General features: G+C 44.6%; 18 protein-coding genes. 6 read left to right on the top strand and 12 right to left on the bottom strand.

The features are described 5' to 3' along the window. Positions 1 to 65: 65 nt before the first annotated feature. Positions 66 to 1,241, top strand: a complete 1,176-nt coding sequence (gene uxuA / locus DW036_RS00330) for a mannonate dehydratase (RefSeq protein WP_118221508.1) — start codon at positions 66 to 68, stop codon at positions 1,239 to 1,241. Positions 1,242 to 1,355: 114 nt separating this feature from the next. Here the strand turns inward: uxuA and DW036_RS00325 are convergent, their stop codons facing one another. Then, complete coding sequence (locus tag DW036_RS00325; protein WP_229096667.1) at positions 1,356 to 1,811, bottom strand: DUF4469 domain-containing protein; 456 nt, start codon at positions 1,809 to 1,811, stop codon at positions 1,356 to 1,358. Positions 1,812 to 2,065: 254 nt separating this feature from the next. Here DW036_RS00325 and DW036_RS00320 point away from each other — a divergent pair, with 254 nt between their 5' ends. Beyond that, positions 2,066 to 3,025: a hypothetical protein gene (locus tag DW036_RS00320; protein ID WP_118221507.1), complete on the top strand. Its 960-nt coding sequence runs from the start codon at positions 2,066 to 2,068 to the stop codon at positions 3,023 to 3,025. 239 nt (positions 3,026 to 3,264) lie between these two features. Next, positions 3,265 to 4,227 (top strand): hypothetical protein, encoded by a 963-nt coding sequence (locus tag DW036_RS00315; protein ID WP_118460393.1) that lies wholly within the window; start codon positions 3,265 to 3,267, stop codon positions 4,225 to 4,227. A gap of 59 nt (positions 4,228 to 4,286) precedes the next feature. Here the strand turns inward: DW036_RS00315 and DW036_RS00310 are convergent, their stop codons facing one another. The 11 genes from DW036_RS00310 to DW036_RS00255 form a co-directional block, all read right to left on the bottom strand. Then, the gene (locus DW036_RS00310; RefSeq protein ID WP_118460391.1) at positions 4,287 to 7,496 is read right to left on the bottom strand and encodes a fimbrial protein; all 3,210 of its coding nucleotides are present in this window, start codon (positions 7,494 to 7,496) and stop codon (positions 4,287 to 4,289) included. A 43-nt stretch (positions 7,497 to 7,539) separates the two neighbouring features. Beyond that, a complete protein-coding gene (locus DW036_RS00305) occupies positions 7,540 to 9,147 on the bottom strand; it encodes a fimbrillin family protein (RefSeq protein ID WP_118221504.1) in 1,608 nt (535 codons plus the stop codon). 43 nt (positions 9,148 to 9,190) lie between these two features. After that, positions 9,191 to 10,294, bottom strand: coding sequence for a hypothetical protein (locus DW036_RS00300; RefSeq protein WP_118221503.1), 1,104 nt, complete (start codon positions 10,292 to 10,294; stop codon positions 9,191 to 9,193). Between the two features lie 2 nt (positions 10,295 to 10,296). Further along, on the bottom strand, positions 10,297 to 11,295 hold the full coding sequence (locus DW036_RS00295; protein WP_118460389.1) for a FimB/Mfa2 family fimbrial subunit: 999 nt from the start codon (positions 11,293 to 11,295) through the stop codon (positions 10,297 to 10,299). 272 nt (positions 11,296 to 11,567) lie between these two features. After that, entirely contained in the window at positions 11,568 to 13,274 is a 1,707-nt protein-coding gene (locus DW036_RS00290) for an Mfa1 family fimbria major subunit (RefSeq protein ID WP_118460387.1), read from the bottom strand. 37 nt (positions 13,275 to 13,311) lie between these two features. Next, entirely contained in the window at positions 13,312 to 14,829 is a 1,518-nt protein-coding gene (locus DW036_RS00285) for a DUF3868 domain-containing protein (protein ID WP_118221500.1), read from the bottom strand. A 10-nt stretch (positions 14,830 to 14,839) separates the two neighbouring features. After that, on the bottom strand, positions 14,840 to 15,409 hold the full coding sequence (locus DW036_RS00280) for a DUF3575 domain-containing protein (RefSeq protein ID WP_118221499.1): 570 nt from the start codon (positions 15,407 to 15,409) through the stop codon (positions 14,840 to 14,842). Positions 15,410 to 16,030: 621 nt separating this feature from the next. Further along, a complete protein-coding gene (locus DW036_RS00270; RefSeq protein ID WP_118460384.1) occupies positions 16,031 to 18,253 on the bottom strand; it encodes a glycoside hydrolase family 3 C-terminal domain-containing protein in 2,223 nt (740 codons plus the stop codon). 27 nt (positions 18,254 to 18,280) lie between these two features. After that, positions 18,281 to 19,528 carry a glycoside hydrolase family 5 protein gene (locus DW036_RS00265; RefSeq protein ID WP_118460382.1) on the bottom strand — a complete coding sequence of 416 codons (1,248 nt, stop codon included), beginning with the start codon at positions 19,526 to 19,528 and terminating at the stop codon, positions 18,281 to 18,283. A gap of 20 nt (positions 19,529 to 19,548) precedes the next feature. After that, on the bottom strand, positions 19,549 to 21,024 hold the full coding sequence (locus DW036_RS00260; protein WP_118460380.1) for a glycoside hydrolase family 30 beta sandwich domain-containing protein: 1,476 nt from the start codon (positions 21,022 to 21,024) through the stop codon (positions 19,549 to 19,551). 187 nt (positions 21,025 to 21,211) lie between these two features. Beyond that, positions 21,212 to 22,804: a DUF6377 domain-containing protein gene (locus DW036_RS00255; RefSeq protein ID WP_118460378.1), complete on the bottom strand. Its 1,593-nt coding sequence runs from the start codon at positions 22,802 to 22,804 to the stop codon at positions 21,212 to 21,214. A gap of 63 nt (positions 22,805 to 22,867) precedes the next feature. Between DW036_RS00255 and DW036_RS00250 the strand changes: the two genes are divergently transcribed. The 3 genes from DW036_RS00250 (at position 22,868) to DW036_RS00240 (ending at position 26,018) form a co-directional block, all read left to right on the top strand. Further along, on the top strand, positions 22,868 to 24,052 hold the full coding sequence (locus tag DW036_RS00250) for a DUF5009 domain-containing protein (protein WP_118461121.1): 1,185 nt from the start codon (positions 22,868 to 22,870) through the stop codon (positions 24,050 to 24,052). 27 nt (positions 24,053 to 24,079) lie between these two features. Beyond that, a complete protein-coding gene (locus DW036_RS00245; RefSeq protein WP_118461119.1) occupies positions 24,080 to 24,667 on the top strand; it encodes an epoxyqueuosine reductase QueH in 588 nt (195 codons plus the stop codon). A gap of 607 nt (positions 24,668 to 25,274) precedes the next feature. Beyond that, a complete protein-coding gene (locus DW036_RS00240; protein ID WP_118460376.1) occupies positions 25,275 to 26,018 on the top strand; it encodes a DUF6266 family protein in 744 nt (247 codons plus the stop codon). Positions 26,019 to 26,194: the final 176 nt, after the last annotated feature.

Here is a 26,194-nt window from a genome sequence, read left to right as displayed (position 1 = left end):
TATATTTGCTTCATAAACATCTATTTATCAACATAGTACAAATTAATAAATCAAGCCCATTCATTATGATATTATGTGAACAAACCTGGCGCTGGTACGGTCCTAACGATCCGGTCAGCCTGTGGGACATCAAACAAGCCGGAGCAACCGGTATCGTGAACGCCCTGCACCACATCCCCAATGGCGAAGTATGGACAGTAGAAGAGATCATGAAACGCAAAGAAATGATCGAAGCTGTCGGTCTGCGCTGGTCAGTAGTAGAAAGCGTACCTGTACATGAGCATATCAAAACCCAGACGGGAGAATTCCAGAAATACATTGATAACTATAAAGAAAGCCTGCGCAACCTCGGCAAGTGTGGCGTGAACATCGTAACCTACAACTTCATGCCCGTACTGGACTGGACGCGTACCGATCTCGCCTATGAACTGCCTGATGGTAGCCGCGCCCTGCGCTTCGAACGTGCCGCTTTCATTGCTTTCGACCTTTTCTTGTTAAAGCGTCCCGGTGCAGAAAACGACTACACCGACGAAGAAAAAGCAAAGGCAAAAGCCCGCTTCGAACAAATGACGGATGCCGACAAACAACTGCTCGTTCGCAACATGATTGCCGGACTACCCGGTTCGGAAGAGAGCTTCACACTGGAACAATTCCAGCAAGAGCTTGATCGTTATAAAGACATCACTCCGGAAAAGTTACGTGCCAACCTGATTTACTTCCTACAAGAAATCACTCCCGTTGCCGATGAAGCCGGTGTAGAGTTGGTTATCCATCCGGACGATCCTCCTTGCTCCATCCTTGGACTGCCGCGTATCATGAGCAGCGCTGCCGATTTCCAGGCATTGATTGACGCCGTTCCTAATAAGAGCAATGGTCTTTGCCTCTGTACCGGTTCCCTCGGGGTCAGCAGTTCCAACGATCTGGAAGGCATGATGAAACAGTTCGGTGACCGCATCAACTTCGTACACTTCCGCAGCACACAGCGTGATGCAGAAGGTAACTTCTATGAAGCCAACCATCTGGAAGGTGATGTAGATATGTATCACGTCATGAAAGCTTTCCTCGAACTGCAGCAAAAAAGACAAGTATCCATCCCTATGCGTCCCGACCACGGACACCAGATGGTAGACGACCTGAAGAAGAAAACCAATCCAGGATACTCCTGCATCGGTCGTCTGCGCGGATTAGCGGAATTAAGAGGTTTGGAAATGGGTATAGCAAAATCTATCTTCAAAGAATAGATTCCAAAACCACATAGTTTAGACTAAAATAATAAGGGTATGCCTAAGGAGAAAAGCACATCTCCGGCATACCCTTCGCTCATTTCATAGAGAACTTAAATCAAAATAGAGAGCTTATATTAAATCACTACAGCTCCTTCTGGCAAAGAGACTTACATATCTCTCATCAAGCACCTTCAATTTTGTTGGCAGGGTATAGGTAAAATCAACCTTTCCGCCTGCGTGAATCATCATTACCGGAGAATATTCTCCCGGCTCCAATGTGGGCAGGATCACCAACACCTCTGTGTCAGTATACTTAAACACTCTTTTAACATGTATCAATGTGCCCTTATCGGAGACGGGAGAAAGCCCCAGGTAAATGGTTCCAAGTGAAGACAGACACAGGTTCTCACCTGTAATGACTACCGGAGCATTAGGAGTAATAGTACCGTCACGCAAACCTGTCAACGGATCATATATCTCCTTAATAACAGGAACATTCTCTCCGAGAATTACCGGATATTCATTTCCTTCCTGTTTATTATGATGCAACTCAGCCACTATCTTTTTTCTATCTTTCCTCACCATTCTATTCCTTTTTAGTTAGTTATAAGAGTCTCTTAGACTACACCACAAAATTACACCAGAATGCATATACTTTTGTGGCAAGAAAAAGAAAGATCAAGCTTTCAGACTTTCTATGTATGATGCTCCCTATTCACCCAAACACTTTTTTCGGAAATAGGGTGCAAAAAAAAAGAAATATTACGATTATCGAAACAAGTAACCCGCCAAAAGTGTTAAATAGACAATAGACAAACCTCTAACTCACACAGAAGATTATGATAACAAACGAGTTAAACACAGGATTAGTTAATGCCGCCAGAGAGAAACTCCCATCCAAAGACAATCTTGCCAATGCTTTAATGGACATTCTTTATATAGGTAAAGAAGCTATTTACCGGCGGCTCCGGGGCGAAGTACCCTTTACCTTGGCCGAAGCAGCCGTTATATCCCGGAAACTGGGTATATCGCTGGATAAAATGATAGGCGTAAGCTTCCAGGACAATGCCGTTTTCGACATGAATATAGTGGATAGCAGCCAGCCTTTCGAAACTTACTATTCGATTCTGGAGAAACAGGTAGAGTTATTCCGGAAAGCAAAGGAAGAAGAGTACTCGGAAATCGGAACTTCATCCAACATCATTCCGCTGACCCTTTCACTGAACTATAACATGCTCTCCAAATTCCGGTTATTCAAATGGATGTACCAGAATGACAACATAAAGTGCAAGCATTTCGAAGAAATGGAAATCCCGCAGAAGATAGTGGACAAACAGAAGGAGTATGCCAATGCGATAAATCATATCCATTCTGTAGATTATATCTGGGACAATATGATTTTCAGTCATCTGATCAATGACATCCAGTACTTCTGCGACATCCATCTCATCTCCGACGAAGATAAGAACCTGCTTAAAGAAGAACTATTCAGGGTGGCAGATGACCTTGAAGAATTGGCGACCCGGGGAAAGAGCCAAATGGGAAATGACATCAGAATCTATATCTCAAACATCAACTTCGAGGCTACCTACAGTTATCTGGATACAAACACCGTACAGCTCAGCCTGATCCGGATCTATTCCATCAATTCCATCAGCACGCAGGATAGTGAAATGTTCCGCGGTCTGAAAGAGTGGATTCAATCGTTGAAGAAATTCTCTACGCTGATATCGGAAAGTGGCGAAATGCAACGCATTCAGTTCTTTAAGCAACAGCGGGAAATTATCGGCACACTATAGCTATTTTTCCGAATGCCGTAATTATTCAATATTTAATTATCTAATTTCGCAAACAGATAGTACTTCTATCTGTTTTTTTCGTCTATCAACTATTTCGCATTATATTCTTTTCAAATAGAAAATATCCTTGTTTTCCACACACGCTTTCAGATGCAAAAGTTCCATAAACAAACTATATATTTGCATATGTTACAAAATCCATCTATGGTATTGATTATTAATAAAAGAAGAAGAAAGTCATGACAAAGAATTATATTGTAAAAGAGTTGATTAATAAAATGAAAGAGAGAATTCCCCAAGGGCAAAACTTAGCCAATTATCTGACAGATACATTATATATGGGGAAAGAGGCAGTCTATCGCCGGCTTCGCGGAGAAGTTGCATTCACTTTTGATGAAATAGCCGTTATCTCTCATAACCTGGGTATTTCCATCGACCAGATTATCGGCAATCACCTCACCAACCGGGTCACTTTCGACGTGAACCTGCTGCATTCCCCCAATCTGTTCGAGAGTTACTATGAAATTATAGAGCGTTATCTGCGGATCTTCGGTTTCTTGAAACCAGACGGAAACACAGAAGTGTATTCTGCAACCAATACCATTCCCTTTACTCTCTACTCATCCTATGAGTATCTGTCGAAGTTCCGTCTGTGCCGGTGGATTTATCAGCACGGGAAGGTTAATACACCCAATTCTCTGAGTGAAATGAATGTGCCCGAAAAAATAGTTGCCTCGCATAAGAAGTTGTGCGAGGGATTGAGAAAGTCTGAAAAGACTTACTTTATTTGGGACAGCAATGTCTTCCTGTCTTTTGTCAAAGAGATAAAGTACTTTGCCGGACTGAACTTGATATCCACCTCGGATGTCATGTACCTGAAGAATGAACTGCAACAGTTGCTTATAGAATTGGAACAGTTATCCGTAAAAGGAGAGTTTAGTGAGGGCCATGAGTTATATATCTACTTGTCGAACATTGATTTTGAAGCGACTTATACGTATGTTGCCGACAAGGATTTCCAGATCAGCCTGTTCAGGGTATACTCCATCAGCTCCATGGATTCTCAAAGCCCGCAGATTTGTCAGATACAAAAGAACTGGATACAGTCTTTGAGGAGGCACTCTACACTGATTTCGGGTAGCGGAGAGGCGCAGCGAATAGAATTTATAGAGAAGCAGAAGAATATTATAGATATGCTCTAAAAAAGTCCGTCTCAGGATGATGTCTGCATCATCCTGAGACGGACTTTTTTAGAACCGACTTAATTCACAGTTCTCACACAGCGGTATTTGGGCCAGCTCACAGTTCCTCCCTGAGGCCATGCACCAAATATTCCACTATTTTCTCCCACTACCCAATAATTAGCATCGCGATTAGTCAAGGTCCAGTGTACACCGCTAATCTCCTGAAAGCCATTCCCGGTCCAAGCTGAAGAACTGCCAAAACCTTGATTATCATTTCCTAAAACAGAAGCCCCCAAGCTAAGAACCAGATACATTTCACGCTGAGTGGGTAAACGCCAGTTACCCCCTTTAGCTTCACATATATTCTTCGCTTCCTCCCAGGTTTTGGTGCCACTGCTGGCATTTTCTATCTGGAATTTCGGTGCAACCTTATTCGTTGTACCCGGACTATCACCAGAAGCGAGTAGCATCGACGGATCCACACCTCCATTAGCATCACGGGAAACAACAGTAACTCCATCAGCAGATTTGATAAGATAAGGATACTTCGTTCCACTCTTGTTATTATCTCTTACGCAACGAAAATACTTAGTGTCATCGGCAGGCTCAGAATAAGGATAGCCTGTCGAGATTTCTAATGAGAACCGGGTAGCCGGACCCGCAGCTGTATAATAGGATGAAGACCAGTAGTTGCCAGTCCAATTTTGATACCATCCATATATATTCTGACCGTTATAGTAGCTGTTATCCAATGCATTACCTCCCAAAGCATTTATGTATACATATGACATCAACAACTCGCTGGCAGTAGGCAGGCGCCAACCATCACCCACACTCCCGCATATTGCTTCCGCATCGGCGGCATTTCCCTGACGTCCCTTGTTACCAGCTTCCGAAGTGTACTTCCGGTTATCGAACCGAATCGGGTAAAGGTAAAAAAGAGGTTGTCCGTCAGTTGTATAAGATTTGACTTCAGATACCATTTGCAAGTCAATCGTGCGATAGAACGGATAATAGTCATCATTAACAGTATGCATCACATTTCTGAATGTAACTCTTATCATCCCGCTTTTCCCCTCTTTCCATTTACCGGCATGGAGCTTTAACCTGAAATCGTATCCCCGGTTCACCACATCATTTCCTTTACCATCATCGCCTACATCTACAACAGACTGTTGATACATTTTGGGGTCTGCATTCTTTGTACCTGCAATAATATCATTATCCGCATCAGGGCGGATCAATCCGGTCCCATCATCACCGATGAGGTCCAGTTCTTCCACCTCCATAATTTCCCAGTTATTATTGGTAAACAATTGCACATACTGTTCCGCACCCAGATGCATCTTATAGGTTCGACTGTTGATAGTAGTAGGATAAAATCTGATAGAAAATTCCAGTTCCCCCTGACTGATGGGAAATTGTACCTGATCAAAATAGCCCTCTTTATCGTACAAATTGAATTTTATATAATCCTGGCGCCACCACCAGCCAGTACCATTTACAGTACTGCCATCACCCACTCTTCTCGGATTGGGCTGCACGGTGAATGCCTGTACTCTTTCACTGAACGACATCCAATTGTCTCTTGACAATAGCGGAATCCAACCATCAGTGGGGTACTGGATCACTGTTGCACCACTCTTCTGTTGAAGCTGTGCAGTTAGTCTGTCCATGGAAAACATCACATACATCGTCTGCGGCTCGATGGGAAGATCATCACCGTCAGGGTTTCTAATCGGAAAAAAGAGACCATTCTCCAATACGTTTCCGTATGCGTCGACAAACTTGATAATCCCCGGGTCTATCGTTTTCTGCGTCACCTTGATCTCATGTGTCAGCCGCCCTGCTACCAGCGTAACGGTTGCCGTACGGGTACCACCGATAATTTCGTTCTTATAATAAGGAAGCCTCAGCGTGAGTTTTGTGTCCTCATTGGCAATGCCCGATGCCGTAGTCGCCGCCCCTTCAAATGTGAGCCAGTCGCTACCCTCCGTAACAGAAGCCTTCCAGCCACCGGGACTATCGGTAAAGACATCTATAGCATAATTATTATTCTGATACTGGGTCGTAGTGACCTCTGATTCTCCCACTCCGAGCATATACTGCCCATTATAAACCACATCCTTCACTTTGTCACGGTTATAGTGTATCACCCTGAATTTCAGATTGGACATCACCGTGTAGGAATCCAGTGCTTCACCAATACTTGCATAGCCGGCACCCAAAGCCTGCGTAATGCTGACAACGTATTTATAATTTCGCTTCAGGGGCAGATACCCTACCAGTTCACCGACCTCCCCAGTCCGGGTAAAATCTACCCGGTAGAAAGTAGATTCTCCACTACCGATCTTCCCTTTCACAATTAAACAGACAGCATCCTTACGGCTCGAATTTCCATCTTGTGACGCTTCACCGGCATCTGCCACCGCGGCAGCCTCAAATGTATAAATTTCTCCATCATATGGAGTATTGCCGTCTACAGGATAGCTGAGCACGAGTGCCTTTCCTACCTGCTTGCCATTGTCGGCAGGAATATTCAGTCCATCACCTGACGGGGAAGTAATGATCTGTCCGTCCGCATCCCAAATCGGAGCGACATATCCAGTTGTATTGTAATTGGCAAGAAAAACTTCCTCTACCGTAAAGTTAGATGCAGAATTACGGATATCGATACGTGCCAGCATACGTTTCATGCTGATACCGGTTATCGGATTCATCGAGGGATCGAGCTTCGCCACCTCTTTCTCTCCGTACATGGGAATCGGCATATAACCACCGGAAGTGGATCCATCAGCCGGCCATTTACCGGTCAGGGTATGAGTCATTGCCTCCATCGCCTCGGGCTTAGTGGTCGTCCCCTTCTCAAAGCCCGGCACAATACTGCTGAGTTTTTTGTTCGCCACAACCACAATACAGACCGATCCGGTAGTGGGAGAAAGCATGGCAGAAAAATCTACCGTAGCAATATTATTAGTCAGATCCTGTGTCATATCTGTCCCCTCCGTCCACTCCAAAAATACCGCAGGCGATTTCGACATATCGAAAACAAGGATATCCACTGTCTTCACTTCATCTTCCTTTTTGGCTGCTCCTGCTCCGCTCATTGTGCGCGAAGATACGGACGGAACCCCCACATCGGGAACCGTAAGGCTAAACCGGACACCCTTCTCTGCTGTCGGGGGAATTGCATCAAACTCTTCCTGCATACATCCGGTTAGCCATACAGCCGCCAGCAACGTCAACAAGCGAAAATTTTTTTTAAATATTAAAGTCCTATATGTCATCTTTTCATTTCCTTTCTTAAAAATATACTACATACACTTATCGCTATGGCGCAATCAACGTCACCTTTACAGGCGGATTGTCGCCATTCGTATTGACCAGTGTAAGGGTAGCCGTTTTACCGGACGCTGCGTCAGCCGTGAAGTAGAAGTAAACCGCATCGCCACTCACACCACTTGCTTCTACCATCGTTTCGCTATTAAGCAGTATCTTATTGGGATCCTCCACCTGGGATATCTTCCAACCCCACCAATCAGGGCTACCCGAGGTAAACACAATCTTGCGGCGTTGCATATTCCCGGTACCACTGTCATTGCTATCCAGTTGTACCGCCGCAGTCATCCACACACCGTCCCCACCCCATTGCCGTAGAGATACTCTATGACGCAGATTACCTGCATCAATATAAAACCCCGTCCACCGTTCAGTTCCGACTCCGGAATTAAATTCGGGCATCACGACATTGATATTATATGTATATACCCCTTCCGAAACAGATACCTGGTTCATATGAACCGTTGCCCACGTCTCCATGCCGTTATCATCCAACAGTGCACCAACCGGATACCCCGTGTACGGATTCGCATCATAGTTCGTTTTCACCTCTATATTGACAGTGGCGGCATTACGGGCCGTCAGCACCTTGTTCTGAGACAATCTGAGATAATACTGTTTATCGAAAATCACATTTACCGGACTATCCGTCCACTCAAGCGGGGTGGCTGTAAACTGATAGTTCTCGTTCGATACCGTAATGTTATAGTTGATGTATTCGCCCGACTCCCAAGCATGCGGCTTTGCATCGACAATATCTTTGAGCAGGAATTCCCGCTCACCACAATTGGTGGTGATAATGATCTTAGCCGTTTCCGGGAATGCATCGGTCGGCAACATGAGGAATGTGTCGCCAATCAGAGTAGCCTCATCAGTAACCATCTTATTGCCAACGGGAATAGAAGTGATGTTTCCGGTTGTGACATCACTCCAGATAAAGTCGGGTTTGTTATGTTCTGTAGTGGCGGCCGGTATATCGGCTACGGTCAGTTTCCCGCTCGTCCCCACATTTCGGAATTCTATTTTCTCGATAGCCACCACATCGGGTGCCGGAGCCACCTTTTTGAATGTAAAGGTGACTTTGGTCAGTGTGTGATAAAAATGTATATTCACACCTTCACCCCACGCAGGCCCTGATACGGCTGCCAACACATCGACGTGACCGGATGCCACTGCATTGGCTGTATAGTTCAATACCATTTGTCCCGGATTAGAGAAATCCGTAGTGGGCGCATTCGCATCACTGAACGGATACCAGGAGAAGAATTTCATACTTGCACTTTGCAACCCGGGCCAGTATTGCAATGGCGAGATTGTAGCCGTCAGGTCAGCATTTACCCTGGCGTTTGCATTGAAGTATTGTTGGGGAACGGAAGCATTGGGAGTCAGTGAGCCGAAAAGGCCGAATGTTTCTCCTTTCAGATCAGTATTCGAAGAGATAACCGTACCACGAGTGTCAACATTGCCGCCTTCTCCGATACGCTGCACAACAATCAATTCCTTATCACACGTCATCTCTTCTCCGATACACGAAAAGAGGACAGCCGAAAGAATAGCCGTTGTTATAATCATCCTGATATCATTTATAATCTTTATCATCTTACTTCTTTTCTGAAATTAAAAAAACAACCGGTGAAAGGTATCACATATCCAGATCCAGATCAATATCCTGCTTTTCACCCCAATCTTCTACCGTTACCGTCAGTATCTGAATACCGATTTTCCCTACACGTGCCGTTATCTGATACACGTTGTTCCGTCGGATCTCCGTAAAAGGCTGCGCCGTCGAGCCACCTTTATCATCAACCTTCGTTATGGTCTCAATCACTTTTTCAGTTATCCCGGTGATATCTGAAGGACCTTTCGGGACATTAGCCATACTGACAGCCAGCCGGTCGGAATAATCTGACTTGAATATGCGTTCGGCAGTATAGAACGAGCAAAGCAACTTCCGGTTTTTAGCTCCGGCAGCCGATGAATACGCCCACTTTTCCGATGTTGCCGCTGTCCAGGTGTCTGTCAATAAATCTTTTTCCGGCACGTTTTCCTTCACTTTCCCATAGTTTTTTGAAGAGTCGGCATTATCACGCGTGCCGTTGTCCACATTTCCCATTACGAAATAACTGTCGTGGGAGAGATTGTGCAAGGTGACACTGGTGCTTCCGGCAGTATATCCGGTCACCGCTCCACCGTCTATAGCTTCGAGAAAGACATCGACCCGGGCTACGGCACGTTCGATAACCATTTCTACTTTTTGGGTTTCATCAGGCGCTATAGATATATCCCGAACTACTCCTATCATGGGCATTCCGGTCATAGAAATTATCTGTCCGCCACTATTCAGTATGTCAGAGATGTCATAGAGCATATCTTGCAACGTCCAAAGACTGGCAATACCATCGAGTTTACTTGTAAGACTCTGCGGTTCGTTGGCAATAACTACGACCAGAATATCATTGCTGGAAGTCACCTTGAGAAGCTGCGCGTCTATATCGGTAGCTTTCTCCGGAGTACCCAACAGGATGTGTTCATTCACATCCAGCCTCACACCACCGGGCGTGCTGCCGAATACGATAAACCGCATGGAGCTTATCTCCTCCTGTTGATCCGTATCCCCATTGTTCATCAGGTTGATGCTAAGTTGCGCTCGGGTAAGAATAGGCAACTCATCAGCTGCATCTCTGCTGCATGAGAACAAAAGAATAGTGGATGCCAGACAAATGATATGTAATAGTTTCTTTCTCATTCTTAAACTTCAATCCCGTGGAGCCAGTAAATCCAAGTGCCCACAACCAGACCGATCTGAAGGAATCCTCCTCCGGGGTTTTCAACAACAGTAAATATCAAGTTCCATTCACTCTGCCTGTCAAGGTATTCCTGGAAGGGAAGTTCCGTCCCATCGTAACGGGAAGTCGGCCGGGCAATACTCAACAGTGTCATCAGATTGTAGCTCCACACTTCGGCGCCGGTATCTGCATTCTTTATAATGAACTTATAATCCCATCCGTTTCTGTTAAGCAGACGCAGAGTGTTCAGGCGTGCGGACACAATCACATCGGGTATCTCACCCGGACCTGTATGGTAAGGCACATAAGTAACCGGTCCTTGTCCTGTAGGCTCGTTTTCCCAGGAATAAGCCGCATTTTCCGGTACCTGAATTTCAAACGTATATTGCGTTCCATCCGCTTCATCTTCCCCCTGTCCCATCAACGCGATATTAAACCGATTGGTGTCGCGTATCAGATTCACCGGATAAACTTTATGGCTGGTATTGGATGGCAGGTGATCCACTTCCACAACTTCTCCGAAGTAAAGGTGCTGGAACTCGAAATCTACAACGTCCGTCTCCCGTTTCAGGATTACAATGACCTGTTGGAGGGTGGTTGTTCCCGGCACCAGTTCATTACCTGCGCTGTCCGAAAGCCGGAACCTGCCGGACAGACTGCCGACAGTCAGTACCTTATAGTTTCCGAAATCGAGTTCATCAGTCAGCGACATCCGGTTTCCACCAACCAGCGCGGCAACCTCGGCTCTTTTAGAAAAGAGCAATTTATCATCGCTGCCGAACACAAGTACATCCACCGATTTAACCTGCGGATTGAAGGCATCCGCATATTCCATATTGTAGGCGAATGCAAATTCCAACCAAAGTTCGCACCGGGGCAGGTCTTCGCGTATACTGTCGCACGAAGCCATACATAGCATCGAGGCAACGATAAGGAACAGCGATTTAGTTTTTCCGAACATATCTTTTTCTTTTATGGGGCAACCTCATCGGGTTGCCGTTTATATTGTCAGAGACTATGTCTTATCAGTCTCCGGTTATTTCCTCTTTAGGGGGCGCGCTCCGCATTTCATGCATTTCGGGTGCGCCGGGATATTTCAGTGCTGTTTTTGGGAAGCCTGTCACCGGCTTGTTTTTACTTTTTCCGGCGGTCTGTCCGCACGGGATATCTATTAAAAAAAGTACAGGGCAGGCAGTCCGCACTGCCCTGTTTTCTTTAAAGTAAAGAGTATATTTAGATCTCGAAATTGGTAGTCCAGTATATCCACGGAGCAACTTTAATCTCAAAGTGGAGATAAGCACCCAACTTATCTATATCTTCTTCTTCATCCGGATCTTCGGGACCACCGCCAGGGTACCACGGTGTACCGTTACCATTCACCTTTGTCAGTGTAAGCGTGTAATAGTTATTACGTACTACACCATATTTTCCATACTCCATGTGATCATTGGCTGCATTGTCATGACGAATCTCATAATAGTAATAGTTGAGACTCTTTGGGTACCAATAGATACAACCTTCTTCTTTAGTCAGTTCACCGCCATTCGCAATATTGTTGGCATCAAGAATAGCTTGACTAAGAGAAGCAAAGTCACCCGGATCATTGACGGTAAGTGCAGGTTGTATCTGGGTATAGAACAGTTCACATGCCGAAACCAAAAGTTTTTCCTGGGCGGTTCTGTTAGCCTCCGGTTTAGCTACAGCAGATGTATAGGCAGCCAGCAAATCAGTAAAGCTCTTGAAGTTTACAGAGTTAGTTCCGTTAGGAAGGCGGTACCAGTCATCTCCTAAATTAAACTCACCGGTCGGCCAAGGCGCATACTTGCCTTTAAGCACCAGACGCGTAGCCGCACCAAACTTCTGAAATCCTTCATCCATCGTATTCTCGATGCAGTATCTGTAGTTCTCACCAGCAGTTGTACTTTTATTAACCCATTCTACTTTAGGTTCGCGAGTAGCGGCATCAAGCACATTTTTAACAAGGCCCGTAAGATATTCACTTCCACCCGCAGTCGTAAAGTTAGGATCGATTGTATAGAAGTTACTTTTGTAGAATCCGGGAGAAGTATGAGACGACTCTGTTGTAGTCTTCTTTGCAAACGGAAACAACAGAGAGTTGTAATAGTCAACAGTCCAATTTCCAAAATCAAACTGTCCAAGACTTCTGTCTGTTATATCTTCAAAAGGTCCAACTTCTAATGGACTACCAACCATAACCTCCAACTTGGCTGCAAGACGTTCTATCTCAAGAGTAGCCGGATTACCTTTCGCTGCATTCAGAGCTTGGGCTTCCGTCTTATAGTCTTTGGCCAAAACAATCTTGTCCGATACATCGAGCAGGCATTCATCTTTCCATGCATGATTGGCAGGGTCTGCATCGGAATCATCGAAGAATCCGGCATTAATCATTGCACAACCATCGGTATGCACCACCTCCTCTACAAGATAAGCATTGCTGGGCTGGTTAGTCTTTGTAGGAACTGTAATCATAGCATTGATGGTAGCATACGTTGCACCCGCTGTAATATTATCCAGACGATCCTTTAATACGGCACCCGGATTGGCAACAACAAGCAGGTACTTAGTATCCGTACCCACCTTAATCGGAGTATTTGGAGTGGTAACTCCACTATTCGTCCCGAAAGTACCTGCCCCCAATACTGTGACATACTTGGTTGCATCTGCGTCCTTAGTCACCGCCTTACTCGAATTGAATGTAATCACATAGAGCTCTTTAATCAAGCTCTCCGCCGGCAAAGACGGCTGTTCCGCAGAAGCGCGTGTCCCTGTCGTTTTAGGATTAGTCATACTGATTGACACATAAGCTACATCGTAGTCCTTTCCCCCATCAACTTCGGGGTTTTCGTCATTCTCTTTCGAACAACTTGCCAATGCCGCAATGGCCAGCAACGAAACTAAAATAGATTTAATCTTTAGCATAAAACAAACATTTATTAGAAATTAATACATATATAATTCACTCATTTTTATTCCTCCTCTTTATCTCGGCAGCATTAGCCTTTTTCTTAGCCAATTCTTCCAGATTTCCCTTAGCTGCATCCAGCCCCGACTGTTCGGCAGCCTTCAAATACTTTCCCGATAACTCATAATCTCCTTTCATTAATAGTAATACTCCCATTGCATTGTTATATTCGGGCGAATAGTCTTCCGACTTTACCCTTTCCAGATAGCGTTCCGCAGAAACCAGATCTTTGCGTGAAAGAGCGGCGGCAGCGGCATTCATATTGGCTATCTCACTTTCCGGATAGATACGGACAGCTGTTTCGAAAATGTCGATAAACTCCTGAGAACCTTTCGGATAGGTATTGGCCACCATGAACATCTCATTCAAACTCAGATTCTGCGGACGTTTCTTTATCACTTCTTTCGCTTCTTCCAGATCGAAATTCCTGACGTCGTAACCCACCCTGCAGATCGCTACACGCAACCCCGGAAATATATGCTCCAGCATAAACCGGTAAGGCACACCTGCATGAAGTTGCATCAACTTTGCCTCCCTTCCTTTTTCAATGGGAATATTCGTGATGATATCCAGCACCTCTTCTTTATAATCCATCTCAAACGTATCGAGCGCCTTTACCAGCCCGTCCCAGTTTTCACCACCGAAGATGATATAATACTGGTCGCGCGGGAAGTCATAGCGGGCAGCCAGATAATTGCGCAATGCCATGGCACGACCTTCGGACAAACGCCTATTCGCTTCCAGAGTTCCTTCGGGAGAAGCATAACCAATGATATCCAGACGCTTCACCTTCACATTGGCATCAGACTTCAGATCATCAATCATTGCACGAATCTTTGCCAACTCCTGAGGATTATTCATATATTCGTGACGAATGTTTACCTTATTCACCTCAAAATCCAGAAAACATTCCGCTTGCACATCCCGGCTCTTTATTTCTTCCACCATAGGCTCAATATAAGTCAGAGCCGGAGTCACAATGTACGGCACCAGCATACGTTCGAGTGTAACCTTATCAAAAGTATACTCCACGTTCATCAGTGTGCTCTCGCCGCAGCCACACTCGTCGCGCTGCACGTTCAGCCGGGCATTCGCCATCCAAGCCTCGTAAGGCAACGTATATCTGTAGCGAATAACACCGCTCTTCTTCTTCTGATTTTTCTCTATCAGATAAGGCGCCTTATAACTCTTCTTCGCCTTAGCGCTCATCAATGCCAGCCTGCGTTCATAAACCAGATACTCGTTTTTCCCCTTGATGGAAACCCGCGGAAGGTCGTAGGTAGCGGCAGGAGAAACCAACTGCGGGATAAAGTCTATCCCATGAGATGATTTCACCTTCACATTATCCATCACAATATCAATATCTATATAGATAGTTTCCCCTAGTTGCTCCAATCGTACAGGTTCTATAGTGATAGTCCCCTCATAAGAGCGTTCCTGAGCCATGACTCCGTTCAGATTCAGGCATAAGGCAGTCAGCACCAATATGATGAATTGCATATTTCTTTTCATCCTTCTCATTCTATTTAATTACGTAAATAAGTGACACACTCGCTTTAGTAGGACCCAGGTAGTTCTTGCCGGTATCTTTCAGTTTAGTGCCACACGTTGCACAGGGATACTTCTCATATACCATACGCGCATACCCCAGACCGATAGAAGCCTCTATACTCCAGCGTTTCCTCAATATCCATGAGTGCCCTATCGAAATGCCGCCTCCATACAGATGTCCCTGATAGCGCATGTTCTGCATGTTATCGCTGACAAACGGCCAGTCGGGCCATCCACCCACATTGAAATCGGCATAATGCCCGTGTACCCCGATGAACGTACGGTTGAAGCTTTCGCAGAACCAGTAGCGAAACTCCGGCTGTATGCCCCAGTGTTTCAAACGAGTATCATCAAACTTCCATGGATTATAATTGACGGGGATATCCAACGTCCACTTACGAGCCAAAGCTACTTCCAGACCAAGGTTCATAGTAGTGGTAGCATCATAAAGAAGGTTGCTTTTCACAACAATCTTCTGAGCTTTACTTTCAGTCGGCAATAATCCCAATATGAATAGTATGCATACTAGTATTTTCTTCATTTATTTCTAGTTTTTATTTTTATAAGTCATTCCCAGATTTCATGCCCTTTTCAGCATAATAAAACATGCCGAAAAAAGCATAAAATCTCAGATGCAAATATCGCTGAAATAAAGAAGATTGGAAATCGTATCAAGTTCTGTTATAGGCACTAAAAAGAAGGGCATACAACCAATTATGCCATTGAGTAAGATAAAAATGACTGAAATAAAAAAAAAGAGTATTTTTCGATACACTATTTCGTATTACGAATATTTTCTTTTTTCAGGTTTCAATATCCGAAACTTTCCAAAGAAATTAATTCAAACTATTTAATATATGAAAGAGAACCAAATAACCATTAAATACAAGTTTAACACAACAAGATATACAACTTAACATTTTTAATCACCCCTACATGCTATTCTCGCCCACACAGCAAGAGAAAAGATATTAATTTTCATAGAAACCAAATTTGTATTAATTACTACATTATATGCTTTATATTCTTACCTTTATTATAAAACAAACCGTTTAGCACTTCTTCTTACAAAGAAAAGGATATTTCCATTATACACAAAAAGGCGCAGCCTCACGGCTACGCCTTTCCAAATATAATCTTTGATAATAACTAATGAAATGACCTATTTCAATTCAAACGACACTATACCTTTTATATCTGCCGCCGAAGCAGCTATCACAGCCTCAAATTTACCTGGCTCGGCTACCCAAGCATGTTGGGCATCGTCAAAGTAACTCAAAGCTTCCTTATCTACAGTAAATGTAACCTCTTTCTCTTCTCCCGGAGCCAGTTTCACTTTCTTGAAACCTTTCAGTTCCTTAACAGGACGAGGTAAAGAAGATTTCTTGTCACTGATATACAGTTGTACCACTTCCTGCCCTTCACGATCACCTGTATTCTTCACGGTTACAGTAAAGCTGATCTGATCATCGGCAGACATTACTTTCTTATCGGCAGCTGGCTTTCCATAAACAAAAGTTGTATAAGACAGTCCGTGTCCGAATGGGAACAGCGGCTTCACCTTCTTCTGCTTGTCTGCCCAGCGATAGCCGACAAAGATACCTTCATTGTACTTCATATCCACTACTTTCTTGCTACGTTCAGCAAAATACTCACCCACACTGTGAGCCGGAACATCTTCCAAACGTGCAGGGAAAGTAAAAGGCAGTTTACCGGAAGGATTGGCATCCCCCATCAGTACAGCAGCAATAGAATTTCCGGCTTCCGAACCCAAGAACCAGGCTTGCATCACAGAAGGAACTTCTGTAATCCAAGGCATAGCTACAGCATTACCGGAAATATTAACAACTACCAGGTTCTTATTTGCCTTTGCCAAAGCCGTGATAACAGCATCCTGTCCGTAAGGCAGACCAAGACCGGCACGATCCGTATCTTCACAATCCTGGTTATTACTCTTATTCAATCCGCCGATAAAGATCACATAGTCCGCATCTGCGGCTACCTTTACAGCTTCGGCAATCAATTCTTCCGGTGTACGGTCGTCTTTCAAATTCTGACCGGTTACTACGCCATTATATTCACCACGTGCATCTCCCACGTAACCACGAGCATAAACCACTTCTGCTTTATCGCCTACACGCTTCTTAATGCCATCCAACGGAGATAACTCACGCTGCACTTTCAAAGAAGAACTACCACCGCCTACGGTCATCATCTTCACAGCATTCTCACCGATAACAGCAATTTTCTTTGCTTTATTCAGGTCGATAGGTAACAGAGAACCCTTGTTTTGCAGCAGCACAATTCCCTCTTCACCAATGCGGCGGGCAGCCTCATAATGTTCAGGAGAAAGCATGGAACCCAAAGGACGGTTCACATCCATTGTTGTACGGAAACTCAGGCGCAAAATACGACGCACCTTATCATCCAGCTCCTTCGTACCCACTTTCCCGGATTTAATGCGTTCCAAATAAGGCATAGCCAGATAATAGTTATCATAAGCATTACTACTGCCATTGGCAAGACCATCCGTCCAACTACCGAATTCCATGTCAAGACCATTCGTAATAGACTGATCCGTATCATGTACACCACCCCAGTCAGAGACAACAACACCGTCGAAGCCCCATTCACCTTTCAGAATATCATTCAGTAAATACTGATTATGACAAGCATGCTGTCCTTTATAAAGATTGTATGCCCCCATGATGGCCCATGTCTTACCTTCCTGAACTGCAGCCTTGAAAGCGGGCAGATAGATTTCATAAAGAGCACGGTCGTCCACAATAACATTGGTGGTGTGACGGTTGATTTCCTGATTATTCAACGCATAGTGCTTTACACAGGCAGCTACACCATTTTGCTGCACACCCTGTACATAAGGAACCACCATACGGGAAGCCAAATACGGGTCTTCGCCCATATACTCAAAGTTACGTCCATTCAGCGGAGTACGGTAAATGTTGACACCGGGACCCAAAAGGACATTCTTGTTGCGATAACGTGCCTCTTCACCGATACTTTTTCCGTAAAGCAAGGCCATATCAGGATTCCATGTAGCAGCCAGACAAGTCAATGCCGGATATGCCACACAAGAGTCATTGGTCCATCCTGCCTGATCCCACTCATCCCAAAGCACTTCGGGACGGATACCATGAGGACCATCCGTCATCCAGTTTTCCGGAATGCCTAAACGGGGCACTCCTGCACTGCTGAATTTACTTTGCGCATGTACCATAGCTACCTTTTCTTCCAAAGTCAGCCTTTTCAACGCATCTTCTACTCTTTCTTCAATAGGTTTGGTAGCATCCAGATATACAGGTTTCTGCTGCGCCAAGAGTGGAAGAGCAACAGTGAATGCCAAACCAAATAATACTTTTTTCATATGGATAAATAATTAGTTTATTAATGATTATTTCATGCCTAACGACTGGATATATCCCTCCTGCACCACACAGTTCTTCAGCTTACAAGCCTCAAGGAAATCCATCATTGCCTTGCGTGCCATCATCTGGTCGGGACGGGCATCCCGGATTTCTTTATAAGATGTGCGTGGAGATTCGGAGAAGTAAAGGATATTCGCCCAATTTTCCGGCGGAGTGATGCCTACAAAGCTGGAACCATCCATCTTCTTATATGGCCAGAAGGTATAACCGATATTATTGTCACGCATCGTCTGGCAAAAGGCAGCCTGCCATTCGTCCGTGTTATGTCCTATCTCACCCATATACATCGGTAAGTTCACACTGTCGCGGAAGTTTATTATGGCTTGAATAGCATCTTTAGTAGGATCACCTCCATAACGATGGCAAGTATACATTATTTTATCGTCAAACTTAGAATCCTTGAACGGCTTGAAGTTACCGTTCCACTGAGCACCACCCAACAGAATAATATGGTTATTGTCCACTTCACGGATAGCAGCTACGCCTTTCTTATAAATATCTTCCAGTTTACCGTTCAATTCTTCCATATTCGGGAAATACGGAGCGATAGGTTCATTGAAAAGTTCATAACCGAGAATTACCGGCTCATTCTTATACCGGTCTGCAATCTGACGCCAAATATCGCAGTACAATTGTTGGCTGGTTTCACTTTCAAACAACCAGGGATACCCGTAACTATCATCTATATTATCACCCGTTTGTCCGCCCGGAGCATCGTGCATATCGAGAATCAGATAAAGATCGGCTTCACGACACCATTCCACAACACTGTCTACACGGGCAAAGCCATCCTGACCGGCAGTCAGCCCCATAAAGTCCTCATCCGTAAAAAGCTTATAATGGAACGGAAGACGGATGGTATTCGCACCTGTATTCTTAATAAACTGAATATCCTCACGAGTGATATAATTGTCTTTGAATGCTTTCCAGAACTCAGCAGTAAAGTCAGGTCCCACTAACTGACAGAACATCTCATTGATAAACCGGGGAGAGTTCGTTTTATTGAACTTAAACATATAACCTTCCGGATTCAGCCAATTGCCCAGATTGGTACCCATGATAAAGAGTTTCGTACCATCAGGCTTTATCAGGTCTTGCCCCTGAATAGTTATAAACGCAGCAGAATCCTGTATTTTTTCTGCCTTTTCACCACAACTCCCCAACACCAGAGAAGCTGCTAAAAGGGATGTACCCACTAAAATCGATTTCAACATGGTATTTTAATACTATAAGATTATTTCTTCCAGCGATAAGAGGCCACTGCTTTGGCAGGCACCACACAATCTACATAATTCTTTCCATCCGTTACAGTCAGGCGAGTTTCCTCATTTTCCTCGTTCAAAAGTACAAAAGCAACAGTTCCATCGGGATTTTCAAAGGCAGAGTACATTAATCCTTTCCCGTCAACACCTTTACTTTCCACACGAACTGCACCCGGTTTTACTACGGACGACAGATGCCCGATAATATAATAATGAGAATTATAAGTCATCGTCTTATAGTCCCCACGATTAATATCAACAGCTCCGTAGCAAGTTTTACAACCACCTTCACGCCAGGGACCACGTTCATCGTCCAGCATCAGATTCCAGACAATGACGCCTTTACACCAATTGTTTACCGTACCAAGAGCCACCTCGCGCATATCCTCCATCAAACGCTTTTCCAGGTTGCGTCCGTCATTCCACATACCGATAGAAGTTTCCGTAAAAATAAGTTCTTTATCGGGACGTTTCTGCTGAATGTTATTCAATTCCTCACGTCTGCCGCCATAGTTGTGGTAAGCAGCTCCGGTAAGGAAGGCAGCAGCCACCTCATCATCATACATTTTAACGGGATACTCCTGCTGATCGGCCATATTATCATAGTTGTAATTATGGTCGAAAGCATAAATCTTCGTATCCAGTCCGGCAGCCTTGAAAGCAGGACCGAGGGCATCGCGTACAAAAGCCTGTTCTTCCTTCCAACCCATGAACAAAGAAGCGGAATTGCCCCTATTCAACGGTTCATTCTGTGGAGTGACGGAGTAGATTTCAATACCTTCTTCACGGAATGCCTGTATCCACTTCACAAAGTAAGTGGCATAATCGGAATAGTAATCCGGATTTAGCTGACCGCTTGTCCAGGAATCAAATGGTTTCCTTTCTTCCAGGTTATTCACCTTCATCCACTTGGGGCATGTCCACGGAGAACCCAATATTTTGATAGTGGGATTAAGAGCCAGAATATCTTTTAAAATAGGTATTACATATTCCTTCTCTTCCGTTTGCAGAGCAAAATTCTCAATTCCTTTTGTATCGCAACAGGTATACTCGCTCAGTGAGAAGTCGGAACAACCAATAGAAATGCGGATATAACTAAATCCCAGCCCGTCTTTATCAGAAAACGTTTCAGCCAGGAATTTCGCACGATCGGTCGGTGTCATCTGCATCAGATTATAGCAGGTAGAACCTGTAACAGCAGCTCCGAAACCGTCCATCTCCTGATACCGTACCGTAGGATTTATAGTGATTACGGACTCAGATGTAGGGACTTTGGAAAGCTTTTGAGTAGTGTGGTTAAAACTTTGCTGCCGGTCAGCAGTCGTAATGTAAACTTCTGCTTTGTTTTTTCCCGGAGCGTCCTCACCTAATGAACCGGAAGTCCCGGCATAGGCTGTAATAGCAACAAACAAACAGCATCCTAATAAAAGAGATAATTTCAAATTCATGGTATGTTTTTCAAGGGTTAATTAATCTTCCCCAAAGGTAGGCAAGATAAAGGCATTACGTACCTCCACATTATGAATATGTGGATAAGACGAAACATATAACAAAGATAACTCACTAAAAAACAACGAGATAAAATTCAATGAGGAAAGTAAAAAAGTGGATAGAAAATAAGGCAATGACGTATGCTTAACGTATCTTCATAATGCATGTTTCAAAGTCATCACGCGAAACGCAAGCTTTGTTTTTCACTTTAGCACGGTAATTATAGATTGTATTGACGGAGTAACGGAGAAATTCGGCAATCTGCGAACTATCGTCAATGCCCAACCGGATTAAAGCAAAAATACGTAATTCCGTATTCAAAAGTTCGCCTTTGCGGAGTATGATCCGTTCCTCCGGTTGAAGCAGTTCATTGAATTTTCCTACAAAATCAGGGAAAAGGTGTAGAAAAGCTGTATCAAAGTTCTCATATAATTCTTTCAGATCCGTATCAAGCACATCTCGTGAACGTACCATTTTCAGAAGTTCTTCCATCTGCCCGCCGGTAAGCTTCTTGTTCACCATGCGCCGGTAAGCATCCAGTCGGTCAATGTAGGTAGAACAGAGTTTCAGGAAGCGCCCGATATATTCTTCTTTGATATGATTAGACATTTGCAACTGTTCATTCGCCTGCTCCAAATGAGCCCGGGCAACAGAGAGATGCTTCATCTGCCTGTAAATCCAGACAACAGCCACGACCAACAGCAGAGATAGAATACTGATCATCCAAAGATAAAAACGAAGACGTTCATTCTGTTTCTCCTGCATAGCCTGATAGGTAAGATCTATAAGCGACAGAATGCCGGCTGTCTGCAAACTGCGGCTACGGGCATTGTAATGATTGGTTTCATTCCACGAAAAACGGATATAGCGATAAGCACGTTCAATGTCTCCTTCCTCATAGAGTATTTGTGCCAAAGTCCACAGGGAGGCATGGTCTGTAATCGCAAGGCGGATATCCGTCAAAGCGGACAAAGCCAGATAATATTTTGCTTTCTCCAGGTCCCCCAGACGATGATACAGCAAAGAACGGTGATACGTTACCAACGCATACTCCGGAGTATCGGGGCGTACACTTGCCAGGCGGTCATCGTTTATCTTCAAAGCTTCCTCCCACCTACCGGCAGCAGCTGCCTGCATCTCTTTGCGTTCCGGATAAAGGGCGAAGACAGGTGAAAGCACCTGCATCAATGAATCTTCATAACCGGCAGACAAACCATAATAGCGGTTACGCCGGAAAGCATCTTGCGTATATGTCCCCAATTCACCGTACAAATGACGATAATCTTCGTAATAATCGGGCAACAGACGGGACGAGAGCCCGGAGGAATTTATCTGTTCCAAATCCTCAGAGGCTTCCTTATACATACCTGCCGAAGACATGAGGTGCGCCCGCCGGATACGGGTTTCATCTGCCGCTTCCTGTTCACCGTGGCGCTGTGCCCAGCGCAAGTTGCGGCCCAGATAAAGAAGGGCTGAATCGCATATATATGCCTTGTATTCCTGAAACATTTCTCCATTCAGACGGAAATATTCCGGCGTCTCCGTGTCTGTCTGCGATAATTGCTGCCTCAAAGCTTCAATGCGAGCTTCCCTCACTGCCACATATTCCTGATGTGCACCGATAGCCTCATCCAAGGCAGCAGGCCATCCATCCATTGCAGGGACATCAACCGGAGCAGACATTCCATGAATGCCCACTAAAGCCAGTCCGAGAAATATCAGCAGTTTTACCTTCATGGGGACAAATATAAAAAATTAGTTTCCTATATTTGCAGCATTAACCCCCAAATGTATTCTAAAATGAAAAACTTAGCACCTCAACGAGTGGCTGCGGTTGATGTATTCCGCGCACTCACCATGTTTCTCATGCTCTTCGTGAATGACATCCCCGGTCTGAAGAACATCCCCCACTGGCTCGAACATGCCGACATCAACGAAGACATGATGGGATTCTCCGACACCATTTTTCCCGCATTCCTGTTTTGCATGGGCATGTCTGTCTCTTTTGCTATCCAGAACCGTTACCGAAAAGGAGATACTACACTTCAGGTCATTGCCCATATCTTCTGGCGTACGGTGGCACTCATCGCTATGGGGCTATTTTCACTTAATTCGGGTGGCATAGCAGGTGGCATTTCCCACCAGTGGTTCTGCATCCTGATGGTTATCGGCTTTTTCCTGGTCTGGGCCGTTTATCCGAAAGCTGAAGGGTCAAAAAAGCACCTATTCATCGCAATGAAAGTGCTTGGCGTTGCCTTGTTGGCATTCCTCGTTCTATATAAAGATTTAAACGGGAAACCTTTCCATCAAGGTTGGTGGGGCATCCTGGGACTTATCGGCTGGACGTATGTCGTATGTGCCGGTATTTATCTGTTTACCCGCGAAAGTTTGCGTAAGAATGTCATAGCATGGCTGGTCGTCATGCTCCTTGCGGTAATCAGTCACTCTAATCTGATCCCACAGGAATATGGTTTACGCATCATCCTTTTGCCTTTCATCCCCAGTGACTGGACGCTGCATGCATTCGGCATGTCGGGGGTACTCACTTCCCTGTTGATGCAGAAATATGCCGACCGGGAACATCCGCGTAAATTCATTGTTATCCTTTGTACCTTAGGTGCCATTATGCTCATTGCTGCACTTTGCTCGCACCCCCACTGGATTATCTCAAAGATACAGGCCACTCCGAGCTGGCTGTTCTATTGCCTTGCTGCATTTTTCCCATTGTTCGGCCTGTTCTATTGGCTGACGGATGTAAAAGGTAAAACACCCTGGTTCGATATTATCAAACCTGCCGGGACTGCCACGCTTACGTGTTATATCATTCCATATATATGGTACGCCGCACAGCAATTGTTGGGCTGGCACTACCCCGAGTTCTTGAATGCAGGTGCTCCGGGTCTATTAAGATCACTCATATTCTCCCTCATCATCGTTCAACTGACCGGACTGCTGGTGAAGGCTAAAATAAAACTGAAGGTATAAATACGTACCTAAAAAGACGAAAAGATGATGTTAAAGCTTCAAACTCCTAACCATGAAGACAAGGTGCTGCTCCACTCTTGTTGCGCACCTTGTTCTTCTGCCATTATCGAATGCCTGCTTGCCAACGGCATCCGCCCCACCGTGTTTTATTACAACCCCAATATCTACCCTCAGGCCGAATATGAAATACGGAAAGCCGAGGCTATCCGTTATGTTCAGGGGTTAGGACTTGACTTTATAGATGGCGACTACGATTACTCATTCTGGCGCACCTCCATGCAAGGAATGGAGGATGAGCCCGAACGAGGGGGCCGTTGCCTGAAATGTTTCAACCTTCGTCTGACTGAAACTGCCCGTTATGCCTCCGAGCACGGTTTCACCCTGTTCACCACTACACTCGCCTCTTCCCGCTGGAAAAGCCTCGATCAAATAAACGAAGCGGGACGTAGAGCCGCCGCCCTTTACCCCGGAACCACTTTTTGGGAACAAAACTGGCGAAAAGGAGGATTACAAGACCGACGAAACCAGCTTCTCAAAGAGCATGATTTCTATAACCAGCAATATTGCGGTTGCGAATTCAGTATGCGAAGACTTGAAGAAAAAGGTTCTTTATAGACAAGCTGAAAGTTAAAACAGGAGGTTTCACGACAATCTTTTCAAAACTTTCGGCAATATCCCTACATAATAAAAAGGAAGATTCACCAGACGGAATATCTTACCTGAATTTGTCTTTACTTCATCCACAGAATAATTACCGGACCATACCCTGACCGCTATGTTGCAAATCACAAGCAAAACAAACGTTTATTTGTTGCAAATCACAAGCAAAATTACAAGATTACTGTTACAAGTCACAAGCAAACAGAATTAGTACAGACTTTATTCAAGAGAAGAAGATCAATAAATATCTCTCTTCACAATACCTTCCCTTCTTTTCCTCATCCGAACCACATCCGGGCTATACTTGCTCCGTACAATCTCCACTCAGAGGTACTTCTATGTGGAGAAAGTATGGATTTGATACGGAGCAAGTGTATCCCAGATAAGAAGCAGATATTTTAAACCATCAATCCCAAGCAAGAATAGCCAATCAAGCAAATCGCTGCAAACGGACGCAAAAATCACATTCATGAAGCCAAACCGCTAAAATCATTTGGCGGAAAGAGATATAAATGTATACCTTTACGCCAGAAACAGAATAACCAATTTAAAATGCGACATCATGGGAATTATCAATCAAGGCATACTCGGAGGCTTCTCCGGCAAAGTGGGACCGATAGTAGGATTTCACTGGAAATCAAAATACTACATACGTGCACGGGCGGCTAAAGTCAGCAATCCGCGCACGCCGAAACAGCAGGAACAGAGAGGTAAGTTTGCCACGGCATTCAGTTTCCTGAAAGCCATAAAACCTTTTATTCGTATCGGCTATAAGGAATTTACACAGGAAAAATCCGCATTCAATGCTGCCATGTCCTATACACTGAAAAGAGCCGTGACGGGCAACGGGAAAGAAATCTCGATTGACTTCAACCGGGCATTGGTTTCCATGGGAACCCTGATGCCCGTATTCGAGGGAACAGCTACACAGAATGAGGATAAAATGTACTTTAACTGGCAGGACAATAGTGGCATGGGAAATGCAGAAGATACGGATATAGCCATGCTACTGGTGTATAACAAAAATAAAGAAACAGCCGTTTACAATACGGAAGCCGCCCTACGTTCCGATTGTCACGCCGTGCTGCAACTTCCGGCTGACTGGCAGAACGATGAACTGATTGCTTATCTCAGCTTTTGCAGTGCCGACGGAAGTTGTGTAGCCAACAGCATTCGCCTGACTGTAACAATGACTGAAAGAATGTCAAAAGCAACAACACCAGATAATGCCATATTCCTTAGAAACCTCATTAACCATTCTTTTTCCCAAAAGGGCTTTCAAGACAAATCGTATAGAAGTGGGTAATTTCAGATGATACCACATTCTGTCCATAATCATGCAACTTTAGATTATTATAAATACAATAATCATATTCATAATAATCGGAATACACGGACAATAGAGGCATCTTTCGCGTATAAAACTGGTAGATACAGCGTAATAATTTCCGTAACTTTGCCAGCAGTTAACGTAAAAAGTAG

Source organism: Bacteroides sp. AF39-11AC, from assembly GCF_003474285.1.
Classification (GTDB): Bacteria; Bacteroidota; Bacteroidia; order Bacteroidales; family Bacteroidaceae; genus Bacteroides.
Note: the sequence above shows the minus strand (reverse complement) of the source record. Positions and strands in the feature narration are given on the sequence as shown.